The organism is Nocardia sp. NBC_00511 (assembly GCF_045161165.1).
Lineage (GTDB): Bacteria > Actinomycetota > Actinomycetes > Mycobacteriales > Mycobacteriaceae > Nocardia.
In genome coordinates this window covers 3,114,995-3,136,691 of record NZ_CP107849.1, presented here as the reverse complement: position 1 = coordinate 3,136,691, position 21,697 = coordinate 3,114,995, and the positions used below count along the sequence as shown (strand labels likewise).

Here is a 21,697-nt window from a genome sequence, read left to right as displayed (position 1 = left end):
GCGGTGCTGACATGGAATGAGGGGTCTGGGGCAGGGGATTCCGGAGAGGGCTGTCGGTTCCAATGAAAAATTGTCAAGAGATCGTCACCCGCGCGACGGTCGAGCTGCCTCGCGAGGAGTCCCTGCGGCTGCTGGCCGGTGTGTCCTACGGCCGGGTGGTCTTCACCCGCAACGCCCTGCCCGCGGTGCGCCCGCTCAATCATCTGCTCGACGAGGACGGCACCATCGTGGTGCGCACCAGTCTGAGTTCGCGCCTGACCTCCACTGTGCGCCGGCAGCCCGGGGTGGTCGTCGCCTACGAGGCCGACGATATCGACCCGGCCCGGCAACTCGGCTGGTCGGTGGTGGTCATCGGGATCGCGCGTCCGGTCACCGAGCCGGAGCGCATCGCCCGGTATCGAGAGCAGTTGCGGCCCTGGGTGGAAGGGCCGATGGACAGCATCGTCGCGATCGAGCCGACGCTCGTCACCGGTGTCCGCTTCGTTGAGAAGTAGCGGTGTCGAGAAGTAGTGCTATCGGCCCTGTCCGGTGCGGAGTTTCGAGGCGAAGACGGCGGCCTGGGTGCGGCGTTCCATCCCGAGTTTCGCCAGCAGCCGCGAGACGTAGTTCTTGACGGTCTTCTCCGCGAGGAACATTCGCTCGGCGATCTGCCGGTTGGTCAGGCCCTCGCCGAGCAGGTCGAGGAGTTTGCGTTCCTGGTCGGACAATTCGGTCAGCGGGCCGCGCTGCGGTGTGCTGTGGCGCAGCCGGGTCATGAGGGCCGCCGCGGCGCGATTGTCGAGCAGCGAACGTCCCGCGCCGACCTCCTTGATGGCCTTCGCCAATTCCATGCCCTTGATGTCCTTGACCACGTAGCCGCTCGCACCCGCGAGGATGGCGTCCATCATGGCCTGCTCGTCGGTGTACGAGGTGAGGATCAGACACCGCAGATCATCGAGGCGCGAGAGCAATTCGCGGCACAGTTCGATGCCGTTGCCGTCGGGCAGCCGGACATCCAGCACAGCCACGTCCGGGCGCATGGCCGGAATCCGGGCCAGCGCCTGCGCGACGTCGGCGGCCTCGCCGACGATGGTGATGTCCGGGTCGCTTTCCAATAGGTCGACGAGACCGCGGCGCACGATCTCGTGGTCGTCGACGAGAAACACTTTGGTCATGACGTGAACCCTTCACGCGGCGGTGGTTTCAACATAGTCGCGGAAAACCGTGGCCGATAAGGCCGAAAGTCACCGGATGACCAGGGTGAAAAGCTCCGCCCCTTGTTGCCGGTGCAAGATCGGCCCACGCTGGACGCTGTGAGCGAGAGCAGAACTGCTGTGCCCCTGATCGATTCGCGGTCCTACGATGCGGTGATCTTCGATACGGACGGAATGGTCGCCGACAGCACGGCGGGCCTGGAGCGCGAGTTGCGGGCCGCGGGTCTGGGGGTCCGGGTGTGTTCGGCTACCCGGGATCCGGTGATGCTGCTCGCGGCCGCCCGCCGTGTGGGTGCGGATCCGGCGCGCACCGTGGTCGTGGTGGCCGCCGAGGCCGGGGTGGGGGCGGCCCGGGCGGGCGGTTTCGGGCTGGTGATCGCGGTCGATCGCGGTGACCACGCCGCTGCGCTGATCGCGCGCGGTGCGGACGCGGTGGTCGAGGATCTCGCGCAGGTGCGGCTGCGCGCCGGATTCCAGCGCATGTCGGAGGTGCCGGACGCGCTGGACGCCGAGTCCGGCCTCGAGGTCGGCGACACCGAAAAGCTGGTCGTGCTCTTGGATTTCGACGGCACCCTCTCGGAGGTCGTCCCCGATCCCGGTGCGGCAGTCCTGGTCGATGGCGCGGATCAGGTGCTGGCGCGGCTGTCGAAGCGGTGCCCGGTCGCGGTGATCAGCGGTCGCGAACTCGAGGATCTGCGTGACCGGGTCGGGGTCGAGGGTCTCTGGTACGCGGGCTGCCACGGCTTCGAACTACTCGCCCCCGACGGTTCGACCCACATCCACGACACGGCCCCCGGGGCCGAACGGGCCCTCGCCGACGCCGCGGCCGAACTGTCCTCGCGCCTGTCCGACATCCCCGGAATCCGGGTGGAGCACAAGCGTTTCGCGGTCGCCGTCCACTACCGTCAGGCCGATCCCACCCGCGTCGGCGCGGTGATCTCCGCCGTCCACGAGCTGTCCCGCGCGCACGGCCTGCGGGTCACCGGCGGCCGCAAGGTGATCGAGCTGCGTCCGGATATCGACTGGGACAAGGGCACCGCCCTGCACTGGATCCTCGCCCGCCTCACCGATCCGCGGGTGCCGCTCTACATCGGCGACGACCTCACCGACGAAGACGCCTTCGACGCAGTCGAATCCACCGGTTTCGCCCTGGTCGTCGGTCACGACGAGGACGGCGACCGCCCCACCGCCGCCCGCTACGCCCTCGCCGATCCAACCGCTGTGCGCGTCTTCCTGGAGAAGTTGGCGTCGCAGTTGCCGGAGGGGGCCGCAACGGGTTCGGTGTAGCAGGGCGGGTAGGCGCAAACCAGTGGCGGTGACCGGAAAAGTCACTCACTATTCACCGGGCACGCCCCATCAGGTCAGAATCGCTGCCTACGGTCTGCGAAATGCAGGAACCGGAGCGCACCGGCGCGCGAATCGAGGTCACGGGGCTGTCCCGTACCTATGCCGATGGGACCGGCCTGTTGCCGACGGACCTGATCATCGAGCCGGGTGAATTCCTTTCCGTGCTGGGGCCTTCCGGTTGCGGGAAGTCGACGTTGCTCCGGTTGCTGGCCGGGTTGGATCGGCCGCAGCAGGGGCGCATCCGGTTCGGCGACGAGACGGTGTGCGATACCGCGGCGGGGGTGTTCGCGCCGCCGCGGGCGCGCCGGTTGGGGATGGTGTTCCAGGATCTGGCGTTGTGGCCGCATCTGAGCGTCGCCGCCAATGTGGGCTTCCCGCTGCGGGTTACCGGTGTCGAACGTCCGGATATCGAGCGGCGGGTGGCCGACGCGCTGGCGCGGGTCGAACTCGCGGCGGCCGCGGGCAAGATGCCGCATCAGCTCTCGGGTGGCCAGCAGCAGCGGGTGGCCATCGCGCGCGCACTGGTGGCGCGGCCCGCGCTGCTGCTGCTCGATGAACCGCTCTCGGCGCTGGATGCCACGCTGCGCGAGCAGATGCGCACCGAGATCCGTTCGCTGACCACCGAATCGGGTGTCACGACGGTGTTCGTGACCCATGATCAGGCCGAGGCGATGAGCATGTCCGACCGGATCGTGGTGATGCGGGCCGGGCGTATTTTGCAGGCCGGTCGCCCGGAGGAGCTGTATCACAGCCCGGCTGACACCTTTGTCGCCGAATTCGTCGGCACCTTCAACCCGCTGCCCGACGGGGGCGGAGTGCGCGCCGAACGGGTCCGGGTGCTCACCGGCGCGGCTGACGCCACCAACGGGAACGGTTCCGCCGCAACGGTGTTGCCCGCCACGGTCCGCTCGGTGGTGTTCACCGGCGGCGCCTACCACCTGCACTGCGAGGTCGCGGGCGTCGATCGGCCGTGGATCGTGCCGCATCCCTCCGCGCACGCGCCCGGCACCGAGCTGCGGCTGGGCCTGGACGCCGCCGATGTCATCACCCCCGCCTCCTGACCTGCTCGCCGCACCATCCTGTTCGAAAGGAACCATTCCAATGTCTTTGTCCCGCCGTGCCTTCGCCGCGGCCGCGCTCGCGTCGACACTGGTGCTCGCCGGATGTGGCAAGGCCGACGACGCTACCCCGGCCGCCGCCCCCACCTCCACCTGGACCGCCCCGGCCGGACTGTCCGGGGAACTGACCCTGTACTCGGCCAACCCGCAGGAACTCACCGACGACCTGGTCGCGGCCTTCACCAAGGCCTCCGGCGTGAAGGTCAACGTCTTCGGCGGCGAGACCGGCAAGATCACCGCGAAACTCGATGCCGAATGGCAGAACCCGCAGGCCGACGTCGTCTACCTGGCGTCGTGGACCCCGGTCGCCAAGTACGCCGCGGACGGCAGGACCCTGGCCTACAAGCCGCAGGACTCCGACAAGATCCAAACCGGCTGGGCCGGAAAGGATGACGCCTACACCGGTCGTGACGGTTCGGCGCTGACCATCGTGGTCAACACCAAGGTGTCGCCCGGTTCGCCCAAGGACTGGGCCGATCTGGCCGCGCCCGAGTACAAGGGCAAGGTGATCATGCCGGACCCGCGCGAATCCGGCACCGCCCGTGACCTGGTCGCCGCCATGGTCGCCGCCTGGGGCAAGGACAAGACCTGGGAGCTGTTCGACAAGCTCTTCGCCAATGGCATGGCCGTGCACGGCGCCAACGGTCCCGCCCTCGACGACGTGACCGCGGGCTCGCACGCCGTGGTGCTCGGCGGCGTCGACTACTCCGCCTACGCGGCCGTCGACAAGGGCGAACCGCTGCAGGTGGTGGCCCCGGCCTCCGGCACCACCATCACCCCGCGCCCGGTGTTCATCGTCAAGAGCACCAAGAACCCGACGGCCGCGAAAGCGCTGGAGGACTTCATGTTCTCGCCGCAGGCTCAGCAGATCTCCGCGAGCCGCAAGATGATTCCGGGCCGCACCGACGTGGCCGCCGCGCCCGGCACCCGCCCCTACGGCGACATCAAGCAGCTGACCTTCACCTGGGATCAGGTGCAGGCCAACGGCAAGAGCGTGCTCGACGAGTTCACCAAGCGATACCTGGGCTGAGGCGCGTGACCACCGAGCTCCACCCGGCCGCACCGGCCACCCGAAGCCGTTCCGGCGCAGGCGCTTACGCGCTGCTTGCACTGCTGGTGGTGGCGGTCGCGGCGCCCCTGGCGGCCGTCCTGATCCGCGCCGTCACCGGATACGACGGTCAGCCGTCGGCCCTCGGTCAGCTGCTGGACGCCCGCAACCTGCGCATCCTCGGCAATACGGTGCTGCTGGGCGTGCTGGTGGTGGTCATCGCGACCGCCATGGCCGCCCCGCTGGCCTTCCTCATGTCGTGGACCCGGCTGCGGCGGCACCGCTGGATCGATATCGCGGTGATGGTGCCGTTCCTGACACCGCCGTACGTGGCGGCCATGGCGTGGCTGGACTTCACCCGCGTCAACGGCCTGGGCGATCACTGGCTGGGACCGTTCGGCGCGGTGGTGCGCTCGGTGGTGGAGTCGCCGGTGGGGATGGCCGCCATCATGGCGTGCGAGATCTTCACCTTCCTGTATCTGTTGCTGCGCAATCGATTCGACGCTGTGCCCGCCTCGGTCGACGAGATGGCGGCGGTGGCCGGGGCGTCGGTGGGTCAGCGGTTGCGGCTGGTGCTCGCACCACTGCTAACCCCGACCTACGGACTCGGTGCGCTGATCGTGTTCATCAGGGCCGCAGGCGAATTCGGCACCCCGGTGACACTGGGCAATCGGATCGGCTTCCCGGTGCTGGTGTCGGAGATCTACGGCAACGTCACGATCGACCCGCTGAACTTTCCGCGCGCCGCCGCCCTGTCGACGGTGCTGCTCACCCTCGGTATGACGGTGTGGGGATTGCAGCAGTGGGTGAGTCGCCGCGAAGTGCCGTTCGGCGGGCGGGTGGCACGGCGTACCCGGGTCGAGGCGGGCTGGTGGGCGGTGCCCGGATGGCTGTGGATCGCCCTCGTACTGCTGGTGTCGATCGTGGTGCCGTACGTGTCGATCCTGTTGGGGGCCATGACGATTCTGCGCTCCAAGCCACCCGGGTTGAACAATCTCACGTTCGACTACTTCACGCGGGTGCTGCGGCCCGGGCGCGGTCTGGAAGCGTTGCAGAACAGCGTCACGCTCGCGCTGATCGCGGCCACCTTGGCGACGGTGCTGGCGGTGCTGTGCGCCATGGTGATCGTGCGGCGCGGGGCGAGCAATCGGGCGCGCGCAGCCACGGGCCGTGGCGTCGACCTGCTCGGAATCGCACCCGACATCGTGCCCACCATCGTGCTCGTCATCGGATTCATCTTCCTGTGGAACGCGCCCTGGCTGCCGATCACGCCCTACAACACTCGCGCCATGGTGGTGCTCGCCTACGTGGTCATCACCCTGCCGATGGTGTTGCAGAACGTGAAGGTCGCCTACGCGGCCATCGACGACGAACTCCTGGAAGCCGCCGCGGCCGCCGGGGCCACCGGCTGGCAGACGCTGTGGCGCATCACCATTCCGCTGCTCATGCCCGGCATCGTGGCGGGCTGGCTGCTGGCATTCCTGCTCGGAGTGCGTGAGGTGGTGGCCTCCTCCATGATCCGGCCGTCCTCGCTGCAACTGCTCTCGCCGTGGATTCTCGGGCAGTTCGATCAGGGGCATCGCGCCGAGGCCATGGCCATGACCGTGATCGGCGTGCTCGGGTCGACGGCGGTGCTGGTCGTCCTGGAGTGGTGGCGAAACCGGCTGAGCGACAAGCGCACCCGATGACCCGGCTCGCGCACGTCGCCGATGTGCATCTCGGGGCCCGGCTGCGGGCGGTCCCCGAGTATCCGGGGGCGGCGGCCATCGACCCGATCGAGGAGGCGTACCGGGCCTTCGCTGCCCTGCTGCGGCGTCTGCTCGACGGCGGATACGACGGCGTGCTGCTCGCGGGTGATCTCTTCGACCGTCACGAGGGCACAGTGCGGGCGCTGGCCACCGCGCAGGCCGCCCTCGACGATCTGCACGACGCCGGGATCCGGGTGGCCCTGGCCTGGGGCAATCACGATGCCGAATCGCCACTGCGACAACAGCTTCGGCCGCCGCCGACCTGCTGGGTCGCACCCGCCGAGCAGGTGGCTACCCGGCACTGGCCCGACCTCGGCATCGCCGTGCACGCACAGTCCGTGGCCGACCCGAACGAACTGCGCGACCTCGCTGCGGGCTATCCGCGCGCCGAATCGGGCTGGACCAATGTCGGAATCCTGCACACCAGCCTGCACGGCCGCGACAGCCGCCGCCCTTGCGCGCCGACCGGTGCCGATACGCTCACCGGTGCCGACTACGACTACTGGGCGTTGGGTCACGTCCATCAGCGGCTCACCGTGAGCGCCGTGCCTACGGTCGCGTACGCCGGAAATCCGCACCCCGCTCGCAAATCCGAGACCGGACCGCGGGGGTACCTCGAACTCGACTTCGACGAGATCCTGACGGTCACGCCCGTCGACACCAGCCCGGTGATCCGCGAAACCCTCACCGCGGACACCGAATCCGAGATCTGGAAACAGTTCGCCGACTACCCGGCCGCCGCCCGGGCCGTCATCTGGACGCTGCACGGGCCACCCGGATTGCTGGCGTCCGCTCGGGAGGCGGCCCGGCACTATCCGGGCTTCACGGTCGGCGGCAACTGAGCGGTCGCCGGTCGGTGCTGGTCTGGGCCTTCCCGCCCGGTGCTGCCGGGCAACAGCTTTCACCCTGAACAGCGCCGCGAGTGGCGATACGCTGAAGGCCGCGGATGGGACGAGGACACCATGAGTAATGCAGCACAGTTGGTCAAAGGCCAGAACCTGCCGGTGACCGGGGACGACGTGGTCGTTCGCGTCGACGGCATCACCGGCGCCGATGTCTCGGCCCTGCTGGTCACCGAGTCCGGCAAGGTCCGCTCCGACGCGGACTTCGTATTCTTCAACCAGCCCGCCGCGCCCGGAGTCCAGTTGCTCCCCGGAACGCCGGGGGCCCTGGCGGTCTCGCTCGCGCAGGTCCCGCCCGCCATCGAGCGGATCCGCGCCGTCCTCACCCTCGAGGACGCCAACAGCAGCTTCGGCCGCCTCCCCGCCCCGACCGCCACCCTCACCGACCGCGCCGGAAACCCGCTGTGCCAGTACCGGATCGAGGGCCTGGGCCCGGAGACGGTCGTCATCGCGGTCGAGCTGTACCGCCGCGGTGGCCAGTGGAAGATCCGCGCCGTCGGCCAGGGCTACGCCGGTGGCTTCGCCGACCTCGTCACCGATCACGGTGTGACAGTCGACGACGCACCCTCGAGCACATCCCAAGCCCAGCCTGCTGGATCCCCTCCGCCGGTGAATCACGCTCCGGCCGGGCAGTATCCGCCGCCGGCCGGGCAAGCTCCGGGGTACGCACCGCCGCCCAGCGGGCAAGGTTCGGGCTATGCGCCGCAGCCCGCGGGCGGGTTCCCGCCGCCTTCGGGTCCCGCTGGGGGATACCCGCCGCCCTCGGGCCAAACGCCGCTGGGCGGCTATCTGCCGCCGTCGGGCCAGCCTCCGGTTGGTGGATACCCACCGCCGTCAGCGAATCAGGTTCCGGTCGGGGGATACCCGCCGCCTCCGGGACAAGCGCCGGTTGGTGGTTACGCGTCGCCCTCGGGTCAGCCGCCTGCCGGGCGGTACCCACCGCCGTCAGCGAATCAGGCTCCGGTTGGCGGATATCCGCCGCCTGCCGGGTATCCGCCTGCGGCAGGGCAGGTTCCGTCCGCGCCCGCTGTCCGGATGGTCAAGGGCGAGCAGGCGTTGTCGCTGGAGAAGCGGCAGAAGCTGGACCTGCGTAAGCGGGAAGTGGTGAAGGTGCTGGCGAAGGCCGGTGCCGGGGATGTGCGGGCGCGGGTGGTGCTGGTCATCGACAAGACTCTCAGCATGAGTCAGCTGTATCAGACCCAGGTCGTGCACCGGGTGGTGGAGCGGATGATCCCCGTCGCCATTCAACTCGACGACGACGGCAGCCTCGAGCCGTACCTCTACGGTGCGAACTTCGCGAAACTCCCCGATATCGTCATCGAGCACGCCGACCAGTGGTGCGCGGAGTTCTTGCACCTCAACGGGGTTCACGGCGGTATCGATTACCGCAATATCGGCGGCTACAACAACGAGTTGCCGGTGATGAACGACATTCTCGGATCGCTGAAGCGTCACCCCGAGCCCACCCTGGTGCTGTTCTTCACCGACGGCGGCTTCCACAAACGCAAGCCCATCACCCAGCTCATGCAGAAGGCCTCCCGTGAGCGCGCCTTCTGGCAGTTCATCGGCTTGGGCCGCAACAACTTCGGCATCCTGCACGAGCTCGACACCATGAGCGGCCGGGTCGTCGACAACGCGGGCTTTTTCGCCATCGATGACATCGACCGCCTTTCCGACAGCGACCTGTACTCCAGCCTGCTCTCGGAGTTCCCGGACTGGCTGCGCGCGGCCGGCTCCGCGGGCATTCTGCGCTAGTTCTCCGCGGCGGCACGGAGGTTGGTGAGCCAGGCTTCCAGGCCCGCGCCGAGGAAGTAGGTGGAGGTCGGGACGTCGGCTTCGACCTGTGCGCCGGACCAGTTCTCCTCGGTGCGGACCAGGGTGCCGCCGTCGACCGGAGTGAAGGTCCAGACGTGGATGCCGCCGTCGATGTTCATGCCGTCGCCGAGGGCCGGTCCGCTCCAGCGGATGCACTGCTGCGGCTGCATCTGCTGCACCGTCGAGGTGATGGACAGGGTGGTGGCGGGGGTGGTCGCGGTGGCGGGGACCGGGGTGGTCCAGCGGAACTGTGAACCCGGGTGCAGCGCACCGGGATCCAGGCGCTGCATGGTGGCGACCGGCTGCTGCCAGGACGGCCAGCGCTCGACATCGGTCTGTAGGTTCCAGATCTTGTCGACGGGGGCTTTGATCAGTGCCTCGGTCCGGTAGTGGATCGGGGCGGCGGTATCGATGGTCTGCCCCTCGCACGACAGCGGGGCCTGATTCGCGGGGCCGTCGGCGTGCGCCGGTCCGGTGGTCGCGCCGAGTATCGCTGTGGCCGAGGCGATTCCGATCAAAGCGGCCCGGGTGCGTCGGTGGTTGGTGCCGGACTGGCGAGTGACGGTCATTGCTCTGCTCCCTCTGATCGAGCCGCTCGGGATGAGCGGTTAGTGCTTCTTGCTTCAGTTATAACCTATAACCGATCTCGGTGAGATGCAAGAGCGAAAGTGATAGCCTCTAACCAAAAGGGCAGAGTGTGCAGGTGAGAGAGGAAGAATTCGTGTCGGAGCCGAGTGTGCGGAGTCCCCGCGAGCGTTATCGCGAGCAGATGCGGGCCGAGATCAAGGACTGTGCCCGGCAGCAGATCGCGGCCGCGGGCGCATCGGCGTTGTCGCTCAACGCGATCGCCAAACAGGTGGGCATGAGCGGCCCCGCCCTCTACCGCTACTTCGCCAGCCGCGACGACCTCATCACCGAACTGATCCGCGACGCCTACCGCAGCCTCGCCGACGCGGTCCGCGCCGCCTTCGACCCCGGCGACCTCACCACCGTCGCGCACGCCATCCGCGACTGGGCGCTACACGACCCGCACCGCTACTTCCTCGTCTACGGCACACCGGTCCCCGGCTATCACGCCCCCGAGGACACCACCGCCATCTCCTCGGAGATCATGGCGGTTCTGATCGAGGCGTGCGCCGCGCTGCCGTCGAGCGCCCCGGCGACACCGTTCGACACTCACCTCGAGCGCCATCGTGCTTGGGCCGCAGGGCATTCCGTTCCGGCCGCGACCCTGCATCGCGCGATCTCCGTCTGGACGCGCCTGCACGGCGTGCTGTCCCTCGAACTCGCGGGCCACTTCGCCGGAATGGGTTTCGATCCGGCCCTGCTGTTCGCCGAGGAGTTGAACGCACTGGTGGCCGACCGGCCGCGGTGACGGCACGCTACGAGATCGCCCGCGCCCGCAGCGTTGTATTCACGGCGAGCGCAACCATGGTCTTCGCAAGTGGCGGAGTCGTAGCTTGCCGGGGAGTGACGACACCCGCCCGCGACGTCCGGAGGCCCCGATGACCGATTCCGCGCTGCCCGAAGATCCCTCCGCCACTTGGAGTTTCGAAACCAAGCAGATCCATGTGGGGCAGACCCCCGACGGCGCGACCAGCGCCCGTGCCCTGCCGATCTACCAGACCACCTCCTACACCTTCCGCGACACCGCGCACGCCGCCGCGCTGTTCGGGCTGGCCGAACCGGGCAATATCTACACCCGGATCATGAACCCCACCCAGGACGCGGTGGAGCAGCGCGTCGCCGCGCTGGAAGGCGGTGTGGCCGCGCTGCTGCTGTCCTCGGGGCAGGCGGCGGAGACCTTCGCGATCCTCAATATCGCGCAGGCCGGTGATCACATCGTGTCCAGTCCGCGGCTCTACGGCGGCACCTACAACCTGTTCCGCTACACGCTGCCCAAGCTGGGCATCGAGGTCAGCTTCGTCGAGGATCCCGACGACCTCGAGCAGTGGCGCGCGGCGATCCGCCCGAACACCAAGGCCTTCTACGGCGAGACGATCTCCAACCCGCAGAACCACATTCTCGACATCCCCGGCATCGCGGAGGTCGCGCACGCTTCCGGGATTCCGGTGATCGTCGACAACACGGTCGCCACCCCGTATCTCATCCAGCCGTTCGAGCACGGCGCGGACATCATCGTGCACTCGGCGACCAAGTACCTGGGCGGGCACGGCGCGGCCATCGCGGGCGTGATCGTCGACGGCGGCACCTTCGATTGGCGCAGTGGACGTTTCCCCGGATTCACCGAACCCGACCCCAGCTACCACGGCGTCGTCTACGCCGATCTGGGCGCGCCCGCCTACGCCCTCAAGGCCCGCGTGCAGCTGCTGCGCGATCTGGGTTCGGCGATCTCACCGTTCAACGCCTTCCTCATCAGCCAGGGCCTGGAGACCCTCAGCCTGCGCCTGGAACGCCACGTCGCCAACGCCCAGGCGGTCGCCGAGTTCCTCAGCGCGCGTGCGGAAGTCAGCTCGGTCGCCTACGCGGGCCTGCCCTCGTCCCCGTGGTACGAGCGCGGAAAGGCGTTGGCGCCCAAGGGTGCCGGTGCCATCATCGGCTTCGAACTGGCGGGCGGGATCGACGCGGGTAAGCGTTTCGTCGAAGCCCTCACCCTGCACAGCCACGTCGCCAATATCGGTGATGTCCGCTCCCTGGTCATCCACCCGGCCTCGACCACCCACTCCCAGTTGACCCCGGAAGAGCAGTTGGCGGCGGGTGTGACTCCGGGCCTGGTGCGGCTGGCGGTCGGCATCGAGGGCATCGAAGACATCCTCGCCGACCTGCGTACGGGTTTCGCCGCCGCCTCCTGACCGGCTTCGGGGCTGATCTCCGGGTCCGGTCAGCGGGGGAGCAGGGTGATTCTGGCGTTGTCGGCCGGGCTGAGTCCGGTGTGGAAGCGGCGTGGGGCTTCGATCGGGCCGTCGATGGCGGCGATGCGGCGCTGTCGCAGGACGGTGCGGAACAGGATGCGAGCCTCGGCCAGCGCGAAGGACGCGCCGAGGCAGCGGTGTGCGCCCGCGCCGAACGTCAGCCAGGTGTGGCCGTTGGGGCGGTCGGTGAGGAAGCGTTCCGGGCGGAAGGTCAGCGGATCCTTGTAGTGCTGCGGGGATTCGTGGATCAGCAGAATCGGGACGATCACTATGGCGCCCTTGGGAATTGCGACGCCATTGATCACGGTGTCGCGCAGTGCCCGGCGACCGGTGAACGGGGAAACCGGGCGCAGGCGCATGGTTTCGGCCACCACGGCGTCGAGGTATTCGTCCAGTCGGCCGTCGTCGCCCGCGTCGATCGCCGTGTCGAGTTCGGCCATGGCCTCGGGATGGGCGGCGAGCATGGCCGCGATCCAGCCGAGGGTGATCGCGGTCGTCTCGTAGGCGCCCAGCAGGATGCCGCGCATATTGCGAGCCAGGGCCACATCGTCGTGCTGATCCAATTCGGTTCCGACATAACGCGATAGGACATCGCGCCGATCGGATCCACCATCGGGAGCGACCCGGCGGGCGGCGATCTCCTCGAGGATGACTGCGTCGACCTCGTCCTGACGGCGGCGCAGCGGCGGATACGGCAGGGTGTAGCCGCCGATCAGCGGCGTGATCAGGGTGACAGCGAGGAAGCCGCGACTCTCGATCTCCCCGAACCATCCGATCACCGCCTGCCGCAACCGGTCTCGGCGCTCCTCGGCGACAGCACCGAACACCACGCCGAGCAGCACCCCGATGGCCAGGTCGTAGCCGGCGGTCAGGAATTCGAACGGTTCGCCGACCGGCCACTTCGGCAGTTCCCGTTCGACCACCTCGACCATGAGGTCTTCGTAGGACCGTAATGCCTTGCTCTGGAACGGCGGTCCGAACAGGCGGCGTTCGCGGCGATGCTCCTCACCGTCGAGGAAGATCAGCGACTGTTTGCCGAACATCATGTCGTGGCTGGAGAACCGGCTCAGCACCTGTCCGACCGAGAAGTCCTCGTGGTTGGCGAACAGCTCGCGCACATCGTCCATGTCGTGGGTGACGAGCATGGCCGGAAACCCCGGGGGCGTGATGACGAACCGTTCCCCGAATTCCAGCAGCGGGGAAGCGTGGGTTCCGGGGCGCAGCAGGCCACCGATCTGCCCGAGGTGGCGGGTGCCGAGGTGCGGCAGTTCGCGCAGCGATACCTGAGTGGGGGACACCCTGCCATCGTGGCTGGTGGCTCGATCTTGTGACTGCCCTAGCTTTTCGGGGCAGCGGCTTTGCGGGGCGTCAGTCCGCGGGCAGCGCCCGCACCTCGATGGCGGCGTGCACCTTGTCGATGCCGCCGCGCAGGATCGCCTGCGGGACAAAGTAGAACGCGTGGTTCCAGTACCGCTTGATGATCTTGTCGAAGACGCGCCGGGTCTCGGACTTGGGCAGCATGCGGGCGACGGCCTCGACGGGCTCACCCTTGACCTTGCCCAGCACCCCGCACTTCTGGATGGTGACGCGCGGAGTGTTGTTGATCCGCTTGGTCTTCCAGGACCCGTCGTCGGTGATGATCAGCAGCTTGTCACCGTCGGGCACACCCCAGACCGGGGTCGGCTTGGGGGTGCCATCCTTGGTGTAGGTGGTCAGCAGCAGGTACTTCTCGCGATACACGTCGTCGAAGGTCGGTGCCATGTGTCCGAACAGTAGTCCCGTTGCGTCCCGGAGGCTGTCTATTAGGTAAGGCTTGCATAATTTCTGATGATTGAGGCAGGGTAGCTGTGTCGTTGCCGTTTGTGCCTGCCGAAGGGATGGATCGATGCTGCCGGAGACCTCACCGCGGATCGGGCGGCGAAGCATGCTGCTGGGCATGTCGATGGCCGGATTGGCCGCCTTGACCGGCTGTGCGCGCAACGATGATCCGGCCGAGGGCCAGGGCGACGCGTGGCGCTACACCGATGACCGCGGTGTGGAATTGGGTCTGGCGGCACGCCCGTCGCGGATCGTCGCCTTCACCGGATCAGCTGCCGTACTTGCCGATTACGGATTGCAGGACCGACTCGTCGGAGTGTTCGGTGACGCGACCACCGCCTCGGGCGCGCGATCCGAACTCGCCGGGAACCTCGACCTCGGACGGGTGCGCGTGCTCGGAAACCGTTGGGGCGAATTCGATGTCGAGCGATACGCCATGCTCGAACCGGACCTGCTCGTCACCGACACCTACGGCGACGGAGCCCTCTGGTACGTGCCCGACGACCGAAAGACCAAGCTGCTCACGGTGAATCCGAACGTGGTGGCCATCGCCGCCGCGCACCGCTCGATGCCCCTCACGATCGAGCGGTACGCGCAACTCGCCCAGGGTCTGGGTGCGGACCTCGGCGCACCCGCGATGGTGAGCGACCGCGATCGCTTCGAGGCGGCCTCGTCGGCAGTCCGTGCGGCCGCCACCGCGAATCCGGGTGTGCGAGTGCTCGCGGCCTCGGGCGCACCCAACCTGCTCTACATCGCCGACCCTCGAATCTCGTCCGATCTCGGCTACTTTCGCGAACTGGGTGTGAACATCGTCGTCCCCGACAAGGTCGACGCGGGCGGCACCTTCGAAGCCCTCAGCTGGGAGAACGCCGACAAATACCAGGCGGACCTGATCCTCCTGGACGACCGCTCCACCGCCCTGCAATCAGACGCCCTCGCGGCGAACCCGGTGTGGCGATCGCTACCGGCCGTGCGCGACAACCGAATCACACCGTGGTCCCCGGTCTACCGGTTCTCACACCCCGGCACCACGCCCCTGCTGGAACGCCTCGCCACCGCACTGCGCCCGGCAACCTAGGTGGCTGCTCGGTGAGCATGGCGTCGATCTCCGGGCCGGTGCGCCATCTCTGTCAGCCCCCGGACCGCGCAACGAACATCATGTGATGTAGTTCGCGCCGGACGGCTCGATCGTGAACGAGATCTCTGCGACGAAGTGCCTTCACCGTGGCCGACTCTCGGGATCGATCTCACCGATCCGTGTCATGCCGGATTGCTCGAGGGCGGTGAGCAGGGCGGGTGCGTCCAGGAGCGTGGTGTAGGTGATCAGCTTGCGGTCGCGGAGCGTGAATACATCGACCTGGCTGCATCGCAGTGGGGTGGTGGTCGCGCGAATTACGCCGTGCGTGGTGCCGACTCGCACAATGCGGTCACCGGCGTCGAAGAGCTGCTCGATGGACAATCGGGTGTCGAGGTAGCCGAGTCGGCGGAGGTGGAATTCGAAGAAGCCGTCCGGGCCGTAATAGCTTCCGCCCCAGGGTAATCGGGTGGATTGGCGCATCATGAATTCGGATGCGATCACCGGGCGGACACGGTCTAGATCACCGCAGGTCAGGTCATGGTGGAGGTCGGTCACTATGCGAATGTCATCGACGGATGCCGAATCGCCCGGGGCGGGGTCGAGCCACATACCCCACGCTGACAGTTTGTCGTTTCAGTTGCCTTACAGGCGGGGAAGACGGCGTCCCGCTGGTTGCCGGTGGCTCCGATATCGTGCACGGGTGATCTTCTGCCGGATATTGGGCCCGATCGAGATCGAGGTCGACGGCAGTTCGGTCGACCTCGGCGGCCCGGTGCCGCGACGATTGCTGACCGCGCTGGCATCGACCGGCGGTGTACCGGTATCCAATTTCGCGCTCGCGGAATTGGTGTGGGATGCCGAGCCGGGCGAGGAAACCGTCAATGCGATCCGGGTGGTCGTACACCGATTGCGGACCGCGTTGGGCGCGCGGGGGCGTGGCTGCCTGGAATCCGCGCCGGGAGGTTACCGGCTCGCGGTTCCGGCGGAATCGACCGATCATGGGGAATTCGTTCGCCTGATCGAACAGGGCCGGAAGGCGCTGGGCGATGGTGACGCGGTGGGCGGGGCCGCCGGGTTGGAATCAGCCCTGGCGCTGTGGCGGGGCACGCCGTGGACCGAGCTCGGCGAATCGGTGCACGTGGCCGGAATTCGCGCCCGGCTCAACGAGTTACGCGCCGTCGCCGTCGAGGAGTTGCAGGCGGCGCGGCTGGCGACCGGCGACACCGCCCGCGCGATCGCGGAACTCAGCGAAGCCGTGATCGAGGTGCCGTTCCGTGAACGCCGTTGGGAGTTGCTGGCGTTGGGGCTCTATCGCACCGGTCGGCAGGCCCAGGCGCTGGCAGAGCTGCGCCGGGTCCGCGGCATGCTCATCGACGAACTCGGAGTGGAACCTGGCCCCGCGCTCCAGGAGCTTGAACATCGGCTGCTCGCGCACGATCCGGATCTGCTTCCCCCGCAACCGTTGCCGCGCCCCGAGTCCGTGCCCGTCCCTCGCGAAACGCGGCCGGTGATTTCGCCGCCGCGAACCCGATTCGTCGGTCGCCGCCACGAGTCGATCCTGTTGCACGACATGGTTTCCGAATCACGGTTGACCACCATCGTCGGGCCCGGCGGTGTCGGAAAGACCAGGTTGGCAATCGAATACGCCGCAGGTAAGGCCGACGCCTGGCTGGTGCGGCTGGCCGATACGCGCGCACCCGCCGGGATCGCGCCCGGCATTGCCGCGGCGGTGGGGCTCACCCAGATCGCGACCGACTCCCCGGCCGCGATCGCGCGTGCACTGGGGGACCGGCCCGGTCTGCTGATCCTCGACAACTGCGAACATCTCCTCGACGACCTGTCCGAGACCGTCCTGATCCTGCTGACCTGTTGCCCGCAGCTGCGAATTCTGGCGACGAGCCGTCAGCCGACCGGGATCGAGGGCGAACAGCTGCTGGCATTGCCGCCGCTGGCGGTCGACGACGAGCACAGTGCCGCAGTGGAGTTGTTCCTCGATCGAACCCGAGCTCATCGCGTCGGCTGGCGGCCCAGCGCCACCGACCTCACCGCCGCCCGCGCGGTCTGCGCTGCCCTGGACGGGCTACCGCTGGCCATCGAATTGGCCGCGGCCCGAACGCGTTCCATCGGACTGGCCGATCTCGCCGAGCGACTGCGTGAACACCTCGACGTGCTCGGCCGGACTCCGCACGGATCGATCTCGCCGCACGCCTCCCTGGACGCCGCGATCGGCTGGAGCATCGATCAGCTGCCCGCCACCGACCGTGCCTTCCTGCTGCGACTGTGGCCCTTCGAGGGCGGATTCGACTGGCAGGCAGCGCAATCCGTCCGCGATCCGAGTGCCGACGGTGCCACCTTCGCGGGTCTGGCCGCGCTGGTCGACCGGTCCGTCCTGACCGCTGATGTCACCTCCGGGCATGCTCGCTACCGGCTACTCGAAACCATCCGGCGTTACTGCCGCCAACTCGACACAGACCCCGAAGCGTCACTGGCCGCGCACGCCGCCTGGGTGCGCCACTACATCACCGAACAGGTCTCCCTGATGGCGGGACCGCGCCTGCCCGAAGCGGTGCGGTCATTGACCGGCGAACTGCCCAACCTGCGCGCGGGCATCGCCCACGATCTGGAACACGCACCGCTGCAAGCACTTCGGAGCACCGGCGCACTCGCCTACCTGTGGGTGAGCGCGGGTGTCGTGCCGGAAGGCGCTCGCCTGCTGGACGCGGCCCTCACCGCCTGCCCCGATGCTCCGGATGCCGACCGGGCCCGCGCCTCGGTGGCGCTGTCGCTGACTTCGGCGCACACCGGATCGCCGCAGCGTGCACTCGCCTACGCGGAAGACGCGCTCGCCCTGCTCTACGATACCGATCCCGCCCACGACGTCCTCCTCCTGGAAGCGCATCTGCGCCGCTGTAATGCCTTGGCGGACTTGGGAAATGCCGTAGAACTGCGTGACGCCGCCACCGCTTTCGCCGATGCCTGCGCCCGTCGCGACGCCCCGCCGTACCTGCAGGCCGCCGCACTGTGGGGGATCGGCATCGTCGAATTCCAGGACGGCGACCACGCCCGGGCCGTGGCCACGCTGACCCGCGCGCACGAGATCAGCGCGCGCAGCGGATTCACCTCGGGCGCGGGCATCACCGATCTACTACTGGCCTGGTGTCTGCTGGCCGACCCGGACGCCCGTCCCGGGACCGTGCGCGACGCATTGAATCTGCTGGTGCGCGCGGTGATTTCGTTCGAGCAGCAGCCCAACTTCTCCGACGAACTCGCCGCGGTCCTCGCCGGTGCCTACGGGCTGGCACGCATCGGAGTCACCGATACCGCGAACCGGCTCTACGCCGCCGTCGCCGCCCATGCCGAACGCCTCGGCACCGACCCGTTCCGCTACCTCGGTTTCGCGGGACCCGAACTGGTGGAACGGGTTCGACGGACATTCGACATGTCGCCACTCAGCGGCCCCGCTCCAGCGTGGCCGGAGATGATCGTCTTGTTCACCACATCGGTCGCTGACCTGCCGGTGTAGCAACCGCATTCATCGTTCGGCGCAAGGAGTTTCGGCCGCGCCGTTCAGTCGGATGCGGGTCGCAGATTGTTCATGAGCTGACCGAGGGCGAACTCGAAGCGCTCGGATCCGGTGCCGGAAATCAATTCCGCCGCGTACTGCCGCGTCTGCGGGTACTTCTCGGCGGGCAGTGCGCTGAACCGGTCCAGCAACTCCTCCTGGCTGAGCACCCACTCCTGGTCCTCGCTGCGGCGTCGCTGCTGGACCAGGGACTGCTCGAGCGCGTAGGCGCTGACATAGAGCGACAACGCGTCGCGGGCCCATCCGGCCGTCCGCGGTTCGATGCCGCCCGCGAACAGGATCGCCAGGATGCCCTCGCCCACCCGCAGCGTCTCCAGATTGGTCGACACCATGGCCAGCGCGGCGCGCGAGACCCCCGGGTATTTCAGGTACAGGTCGCGGATCTGCGTGTAGACCCCGGTCAGCTGTTCGCGCCAGGCATTCGGATCCGGTTCGGGGAGAACGACTTCGGCGTACAGCCGGCCGATCAGCAGATCGTCGATGTCGTTCTTGTTGACGATGTGCGCGTACAGCGACGACGGGCCGGTGCCGAGCACGGTGGCGACCCGGCGAATGGTGAGCGCGTCGTACCCCTCGGTGGCGACCACCTCGAGCGCGGCGTCCGTGATGCGATCGACGGTGATCGGCTGCTTACGTGGCGTGGGCGCGGCGGTCTCGGCAGTGGGTTGAGCGTGGCGAGAAGCGCGGCGTCGGTGGGGATCGACGGGCATGCCGACCACTATAGCTCTTGACACGAACTTAGTTCGTCAAGTAGAACTTAGATCGTCAAGACGAACTTAGTTCGTTTCGTTTTCCTGGAGGTGCGTGATGCGAGTTTCCGTAGTCGGAGCAGGTCTCGGCGGTCTGGCTCTCGCGCAGGGTCTGCGCGGTACCGGCATCGAAGTCGACGTTTTCGAGCGTGACCCCGGCATTGTCGCCCGGTTCCAGGGCTACCGGCTGGTGCTCAACCCCATCGGTTTCCAGTCGGTGCGCGACTGCCTGCCGACGCGCTGGCACCCGCTGCTCGACGAGATCGTCATGGAGGCCTCGGCCGAGCAGTTGATCCTGGACCCGCAACTCAACGAGATCGGCAAACTCGGCGCGGGCCGCACCGGCATCGTCGTCGACCGGCAGGTGCTGCGACACCTGCTGCTGACCGGCCTCACCGTGCACACCGACGCCGCCCTGACCGGTTACGACGCACTGCCCGACGGCAAGGTCGAGGCCCGGTTCACCCGCCGCGACCCGGTCACCTCGGACCTGCTCGTCGGAGCGGACGGCGTCACCTCCGCGGTGCGCGGCGTGCTGTCCCCGCAGACCGTCCCGACCGACACCGGTGTCCGCTTCGTCATCGGCCGTACCCCGCTGACCGACGAATTCGCCAGCCTGTCAAAGGCTTACGGCTCGAAGATTGCGGGCGACGGCGTCAGCCTGCTGCTCGGTGCGATGCGCTTCCGCACCCCGCCCAAGCAGGCCGCCGAACAGCTCGCCCCCGAGGTCACCCTGCCCGACATCGGCGATTACGTGCGTTGGGCCATGATCCTGCCGCCGAACGGTTCGCTGGAAGACCTGTCCGCGCAGGAGGCCGTGCTGTCCAGGATGGACGGCTGGCATCCGGAGTTGCGCGCCCTGATCGAGCAGGCCGACCCGGACAACAGCACCCTGCTGTCCATTCGCGTGGTCAAGCCCGGTGCGCGCTGGGCGTCCGGCCCGGTCACCCTGCTCGGCGATGCCATCCACGCCACTTCCCCGACCGGTGGCAACGGCGCGAACACCGCGCTGCGCGACGCGGACCTGTTGCGCCGCTGCCTGATCGAGGCCGATCACGGTCAGCAGAGCCTGCTCGGCGCGGTCGACGAGTACGAGCGTCAAATGTTCGAGTACGGTGCCGAAGCCGTGCGCAGCAGTCTCGAGAAGCTGCCCGCCTTCGCCCCTGAAGCGAAACTGTCCTGATCTCGGTGTAATCCTGGTGAAATCCGACCTGCCTACGGTCGCGGCGAATGCAACGACCACGACCGGAACGGGGTACGACAGCCATGGCCGACACCTACTCGGGGGTTCAGGAAATCGCGGTGCGCTGCATCCGGATGATGGGCGACGGCACCCGCGAGGAGTTCGACGAACTCGTCCACCCCGCCGCCGTCAACCGGGAGAGCAAGGCGGAACCGCCCGCCGCACGACAGCAGGGCCCGGCCGGAACCTGGGCCAGCGCCCTGTGGCTGCGCAGTGCGTTCGCTGACCTGCACTGGGAAATCCACGACATCGTCGGTACCGGCGACCTGATCGCCGTCCACACCACGATGTCCGGACGCCAGATCGGACCCTTCATCGTCTACGACGAAACCGCTCGCCCCGCACAGGCTTTCCCGGCGACCGGCAAGACTTTCGCAGTGACGCAAAGTCATTGGTGCCGGTTCAGTGCCGGTCAACTCATCGAACACTGGGCGAACCGCGACGATCTCGGCCAGGCTGTTCAGCTCGGCTGGGTGCCACCGACACCGCTCTACATCGCGCGAATGCAGGTGGCGCTTCGGCGAGCTCGACGCGAGGCCTGAGCACGGCAATCGTGAGAGTTGCTGGTCAGGACGAGGATTCGAGAGCGAGTAGGGCGCGCTTGGCGTCGGGGCCGCCGACATATCCGCCGAGGCTGCCATCGGCTTTCAGGACCCGATGGCGCGGCACGATGACCGGCAGTGGGTTCCTCGCGCACGCGGTGCCGACCGCCCGCACGGCCTTCGGATTGCCGACCGACTCGGCGAGCTGGCCGTAACTGCGGGTCTGGCCGTATCCGATCGCGGGCAGGTGCCGCTGCACGAGCTGCCGGAAGCCATGGGGGAGCGACAGATCCAAGGTCACGTCGAAAGCCTTGCGGCGCTGGGCGAAATACTCGTCGAGCTCGCGGGCAGTCTCGTCGAGGCGGCCGGGTGCGCGCAGGATTCGGGAACCGAGCTGCTGGGCGAGACTGTCGAGGACCCGGTCGTGGTCTTCGCAGGCATAGGAGACACGGACCAATCCCTTTGTCGTGGCTGCCAATAGCAGTGTGCCGACGGGGGAGTCGACGGTGGTGTAGGCCACCTCGACCCGCAGCTCGGCATCATCCCCGCCGCCGCGGCCTGACCGCAAATCGAAGGGCGGTGGGCTCCAAGGAATTCAACTCCATGGAACCCACCGCCGGCAGTGGATCGGGGGCCGCGG

At 68.0% G+C, this 21,697-nt stretch carries 20 protein-coding genes; 13 read left to right on the top strand and 7 right to left on the bottom strand.

Annotated features, from left to right (window positions below; genetic code table 11):
* Positions 1–62 precede the first annotated feature (62 nt).
* On the top strand, positions 63–494 hold the full coding sequence (locus OG300_RS14875; protein ID WP_405496228.1) for a pyridoxamine 5'-phosphate oxidase family protein: 432 nt from the start codon (positions 63–65) through the stop codon (positions 492–494).
* A gap of 18 nt (positions 495–512) precedes the next feature.
* Here OG300_RS14875 and OG300_RS14870 read toward each other — a convergent pair whose 3' ends face one another.
* Complete coding sequence (locus OG300_RS14870; RefSeq protein WP_405496226.1) at positions 513–1,154, bottom strand: response regulator; 642 nt, start codon at positions 1,152–1,154, stop codon at positions 513–515.
* Positions 1,155–1,292: 138 nt separating this feature from the next.
* On the opposite strand from OG300_RS14870, the gene otsB reads away from it, so the two are divergent.
* From otsB to OG300_RS14840, 6 genes are all read left to right on the top strand, one after another.
* The gene (otsB, locus tag OG300_RS14865) at positions 1,293–2,480 is read left to right on the top strand and encodes a trehalose-phosphatase (RefSeq protein ID WP_405496224.1); all 1,188 of its coding nucleotides are present in this window, start codon (positions 1,293–1,295) and stop codon (positions 2,478–2,480) included.
* A 101-nt stretch (positions 2,481–2,581) separates the two neighbouring features.
* Entirely contained in the window at positions 2,582–3,601 is a 1,020-nt protein-coding gene (locus OG300_RS14860; RefSeq protein WP_405496222.1) for an ABC transporter ATP-binding protein, read from the top strand.
* A gap of 40 nt (positions 3,602–3,641) precedes the next feature.
* Positions 3,642–4,688, top strand: coding sequence for an extracellular solute-binding protein (locus OG300_RS14855; protein WP_405496220.1), 1,047 nt, complete (start codon positions 3,642–3,644; stop codon positions 4,686–4,688).
* 5 nt (positions 4,689–4,693) lie between these two features.
* Positions 4,694–6,394, top strand: coding sequence for an ABC transporter permease (locus OG300_RS14850; RefSeq protein ID WP_405496218.1), 1,701 nt, complete (start codon positions 4,694–4,696; stop codon positions 6,392–6,394).
* Positions 6,391–7,296 carry an exonuclease SbcCD subunit D gene (locus OG300_RS14845; protein ID WP_405496217.1) on the top strand — a complete coding sequence of 302 codons (906 nt, stop codon included), beginning with the start codon at positions 6,391–6,393 and terminating at the stop codon, positions 7,294–7,296. Before OG300_RS14850 ends, OG300_RS14845 begins: the two co-directional genes overlap by 4 nt.
* Before the next feature lie 120 nt (positions 7,297–7,416).
* Positions 7,417–9,111, top strand: a complete 1,695-nt coding sequence (locus tag OG300_RS14840) for a VWA domain-containing protein (protein ID WP_405496215.1) — start codon at positions 7,417–7,419, stop codon at positions 9,109–9,111.
* Here the strand turns inward: OG300_RS14840 and OG300_RS14835 are convergent.
* Positions 9,108–9,740: an SRPBCC family protein gene (locus OG300_RS14835; protein ID WP_405496213.1), complete on the bottom strand. Its 633-nt coding sequence runs from the start codon at positions 9,738–9,740 to the stop codon at positions 9,108–9,110. The two genes, OG300_RS14840 and OG300_RS14835, sit on opposite strands and share 4 nt — an antisense overlap.
* A gap of 152 nt (positions 9,741–9,892) precedes the next feature.
* On the opposite strand from OG300_RS14835, the gene OG300_RS14830 reads away from it, so the two are divergent.
* Complete coding sequence (locus OG300_RS14830) at positions 9,893–10,546, top strand: WHG domain-containing protein (protein ID WP_405496211.1); 654 nt, start codon at positions 9,893–9,895, stop codon at positions 10,544–10,546.
* Between the two features lie 130 nt (positions 10,547–10,676).
* On the top strand, positions 10,677–11,984 hold the full coding sequence (locus OG300_RS14825) for a bifunctional o-acetylhomoserine/o-acetylserine sulfhydrylase (RefSeq protein WP_405496209.1): 1,308 nt from the start codon (positions 10,677–10,679) through the stop codon (positions 11,982–11,984).
* A 29-nt stretch (positions 11,985–12,013) separates the two neighbouring features.
* Here OG300_RS14825 and OG300_RS14820 read toward each other — a convergent pair whose 3' ends face one another.
* Positions 12,014–13,342 carry a cytochrome P450 gene (locus OG300_RS14820; protein WP_405496207.1) on the bottom strand — a complete coding sequence of 443 codons (1,329 nt, stop codon included), beginning with the start codon at positions 13,340–13,342 and terminating at the stop codon, positions 12,014–12,016.
* Positions 13,343–13,412: 70 nt separating this feature from the next.
* On the bottom strand, positions 13,413–13,805 hold the full coding sequence (locus OG300_RS14815) for a PPOX class F420-dependent oxidoreductase (protein WP_405496205.1): 393 nt from the start codon (positions 13,803–13,805) through the stop codon (positions 13,413–13,415).
* 124 nt (positions 13,806–13,929) lie between these two features.
* On the opposite strand from OG300_RS14815, the gene OG300_RS14810 reads away from it, so the two are divergent.
* Positions 13,930–14,940 (top strand): ABC transporter substrate-binding protein, encoded by a 1,011-nt coding sequence (locus tag OG300_RS14810; RefSeq protein WP_405496203.1) that lies wholly within the window; start codon positions 13,930–13,932, stop codon positions 14,938–14,940.
* A 141-nt stretch (positions 14,941–15,081) separates the two neighbouring features.
* On the opposite strand, the gene OG300_RS14805 is transcribed toward OG300_RS14810, so the two are convergent.
* The gene (locus tag OG300_RS14805) at positions 15,082–15,549 is read right to left on the bottom strand and encodes a nuclear transport factor 2 family protein (protein ID WP_405496201.1); all 468 of its coding nucleotides are present in this window, start codon (positions 15,547–15,549) and stop codon (positions 15,082–15,084) included.
* Positions 15,550–15,640: 91 nt separating this feature from the next.
* On the opposite strand from OG300_RS14805, the gene OG300_RS14800 reads away from it, so the two are divergent.
* Positions 15,641–18,463 (top strand): BTAD domain-containing putative transcriptional regulator, encoded by a 2,823-nt coding sequence (locus OG300_RS14800; protein ID WP_405496199.1) that lies wholly within the window; start codon positions 15,641–15,643, stop codon positions 18,461–18,463.
* A gap of 44 nt (positions 18,464–18,507) precedes the next feature.
* On the opposite strand, the gene OG300_RS14795 is transcribed toward OG300_RS14800, so the two are convergent.
* Positions 18,508–19,233 (bottom strand): TetR/AcrR family transcriptional regulator, encoded by a 726-nt coding sequence (locus tag OG300_RS14795; protein WP_405496197.1) that lies wholly within the window; start codon positions 19,231–19,233, stop codon positions 18,508–18,510.
* A gap of 97 nt (positions 19,234–19,330) precedes the next feature.
* Here OG300_RS14795 and OG300_RS14790 point away from each other — a divergent pair, with 97 nt between their 5' ends.
* Positions 19,331–20,455 (top strand): FAD-dependent oxidoreductase, encoded by a 1,125-nt coding sequence (locus tag OG300_RS14790; protein WP_405496195.1) that lies wholly within the window; start codon positions 19,331–19,333, stop codon positions 20,453–20,455.
* A gap of 83 nt (positions 20,456–20,538) precedes the next feature.
* Positions 20,539–21,057 (top strand): ester cyclase, encoded by a 519-nt coding sequence (locus OG300_RS14785; RefSeq protein WP_405496194.1) that lies wholly within the window; start codon positions 20,539–20,541, stop codon positions 21,055–21,057.
* 25 nt (positions 21,058–21,082) lie between these two features.
* On the opposite strand, the gene OG300_RS14780 is transcribed toward OG300_RS14785, so the two are convergent.
* The gene (locus OG300_RS14780) at positions 21,083–21,625 is read right to left on the bottom strand and encodes a methylated-DNA--[protein]-cysteine S-methyltransferase (protein WP_405496192.1); all 543 of its coding nucleotides are present in this window, start codon (positions 21,623–21,625) and stop codon (positions 21,083–21,085) included.
* Positions 21,626–21,697 lie beyond the last annotated feature (72 nt).